Below are 2358 nucleotides of genomic sequence, written 5' to 3' on the forward strand. Positions count from 1 at the left end.
CGACGGACCGCTCCGGCGAGATCATCACGTCAATTCCCAACTGCCTTGCCCAGGTGGGACTGTCGGTGTACTCCAAGCCCCTGGCCCTGGATATGACCCTCTTTACGCCGGCGCGACGGGCAATCCAGCACGCTAGTATGTTAACCTCGTCGTGGTTCGAACAGGCTATCAGAAGGTCCGTGTCACAGCCGGGGCAGACGCCTGCCTCTTCCAGAACCGGCGGCCTGGAACCGTTACCCCTGACCACCATGACGTCGAGTTCGTTCTCGGCCTTGGCAGCCCGTTCCTCGTCGCTTTCGACAAGGGTGATGTCATGCCCCTCCTGCGAAAGACTGGAAGCGACGCTGAACCCAACCTCTCCCGCACCGATCACCACGATCTTCATCCCTGATACACCCCCCGGGGAAAAGAACCAGCCCCGACTTTGACTACTTGGGAATAGTGGTAAACTAATCCGGACAAGGGAGGTGGACCCATGCTGCGTCGCGAAAGGATCGCCTTTGTTGGAACAGGCGGAACAATCAGCATGACCTTCAACGAGAAACAGAAGGGCTTCGTTCCTACTCTCTCCGCCCAGGACCTGGTGGAAATGCTCCCGCCAGGCCTGGGGAACGCCCTCAGCGTTATCGACTGGAGCCACCAGCCCAGCAGTCACTATACCATACCGATGACCACCGATCTCGTGGAACTTCTGCGCAAACTCGTGAAGGACGGGGCCTCCGGAATAGTCGTCACCTGTGGCACCGACTCCCTCGAGGAGATGGCCTACCTGACGGACCTTTTATGGGCCTACCCTCAGCCCGTGGTCTTCACCGGATCCATGCTGCCGCCGGGCATCCCGGGATCGGACGCCATGGCCAACCTCGCCCAGGCCGTGAAAGCGGCCTCGTCGGAAAACCTTTGGGGGATGGGCGTCCTGGCGTGCTTCCAGGATCAGCTCTTCGCCGCCTCCGAGATGACCAAGGAGGTGGCCCACCGCAGGGACGCCTTCGCCGCGCCGGGAAGGGGACCCGTGGCCGATTTTGTCGGCGGGGATATAAGGGTAATAAGAAAGCCAAACAGGCCTCCAGCGCTGGAAGGGGCGATCATGCCCGCCAAGAACGTGGAGATACTCTGGGCATCCCTGGGGGGCGGAGACTGGATCCTTTCATGCCTTTCCAAATCGAAAAACCTCGAGGGACTGGTTCTGGCCGGTTTCGGCGCGGGCAACATCCCTCCCTCCTGGAACCAGTACCTCAAACCCCTCATGAAAAACGGAACGGTGATAGTGATAACCACCCGCTGCGGAAAGGGACACACCGCCACCCTCTACGGCTACGAGGGAAGCGCTAAAAGGCTGCTCGAACTGGGCTTGCTGGACGGAGGGGGTTTGAGGCCGGAACAGGCCAGGCTGAGGCTCGCCGTGGGGCTGGGAGCCGGCTTTTCAATGGAGGATCTGCAACTCTACCTCCTGGGCAAGAAATAACGACCGCGGCGTAAGAGCTCGGCCTCCAACCCAGGCATCAAGTCCCTAGTACCTGGAGGATCATCCTCAGGGCGCTGATCACCACCATGACCAGCAGGACGGACCTTATCCACTTATTCCCCTTTACCACGGAAAATTTTGTCCCCGCCCAGGCTCCGGCCATGCTGCCGATGGCGAGAGCCAAGCCATACTCCATGTTGATGAGGCCACTGGAAAAAAAGATGACGAAACTGACCACGGTGAAGCAGAGCGCGATGGAAGCCTTGAGGGCGTTGGCCCTCAAGAGGTCCTTGCCGGCCGTGGCCGCCAGGGCCCAGATGAGGAAAAATCCCACTCCCGCCTGTAAAAACCCTCCATAGGCGCCTATGACCATGAAAAGGGCCCCCTTGGCCCAGGCGGGCCATTCGGAACTTCGTCTGGTCTCCCACATTCTCGGCCTGGAGATGAGAAGAAACGCCATGAAGGAAATGAGAAGGGCGATGGTCACCTTCAGGAGGCGTTCATCCAGGTTTACGGCGAGAAGGGTTCCCGCCACCGATCCTATGGAGGCCGGGATGCCCAGGGAGAGCGACTCCCTAAGGGAAAGCACGCCTTCCCTCTTGAACTGCCCCGTGGCAACCAGGATTTGAAGGAGGATGCCGACCCGGATGGTGGCATTGGCCGATGAGGCATCCAGACCGAGAAAGATCAGGAAGGGAAGGCTGAGAAGGGATCCGCCCCCGGCCACTACGTTGATGAAACCGGTCACCCCTCCAAGCAGGGTCGCAAGAATCAGCATCACAGGAGTCAAATCAGACGCCTCCATGGGAACTCGAATCTCAACCAGGCGCCATTCTAACACACAACGGGCAGGCCATAACGCCCTGAGGTGATATAATTAGTTAATACAGGAA

At 59.4% G+C, this 2358-nt stretch carries 3 protein-coding genes; 1 reads left to right on the forward strand and 2 read right to left on the reverse strand.

All coding sequences use genetic code 11. The features are described 5' to 3' along the window. Nucleotides 1-385, reverse strand: a 385-nt coding sequence (locus tag GX108_05155; protein ID NLO56427.1) for an NAD(P)-binding domain-containing protein, incomplete at its 3' end; no start/stop codon positions are given. 90 nt (nucleotides 386-475) lie between these two features. Between GX108_05155 and GX108_05160 the strand changes: the two genes are divergently transcribed. Then, nucleotides 476-1465, forward strand: coding sequence for an asparaginase (locus tag GX108_05160; GenBank protein ID NLO56428.1), 990 nt, complete (start codon nucleotides 476-478; stop codon nucleotides 1463-1465). 37 nt (nucleotides 1466-1502) lie between these two features. Here the strand turns inward: GX108_05160 and GX108_05165 are convergent, their stop codons facing one another. Beyond that, nucleotides 1503-2255 carry a sulfite exporter TauE/SafE family protein gene (locus tag GX108_05165; GenBank protein ID NLO56429.1) on the reverse strand — a complete coding sequence of 251 codons (753 nt, stop codon included), beginning with the start codon at nucleotides 2253-2255 and terminating at the stop codon, nucleotides 1503-1505. Nucleotides 2256-2358 lie beyond the last annotated feature (103 nt).

Origin of the sequence: Thermovirga sp. (assembly GCA_012523215.1) — a bacterium.
Taxonomy (GTDB): Bacteria; Synergistota; Synergistia; order Synergistales; family Thermovirgaceae; genus 58-81.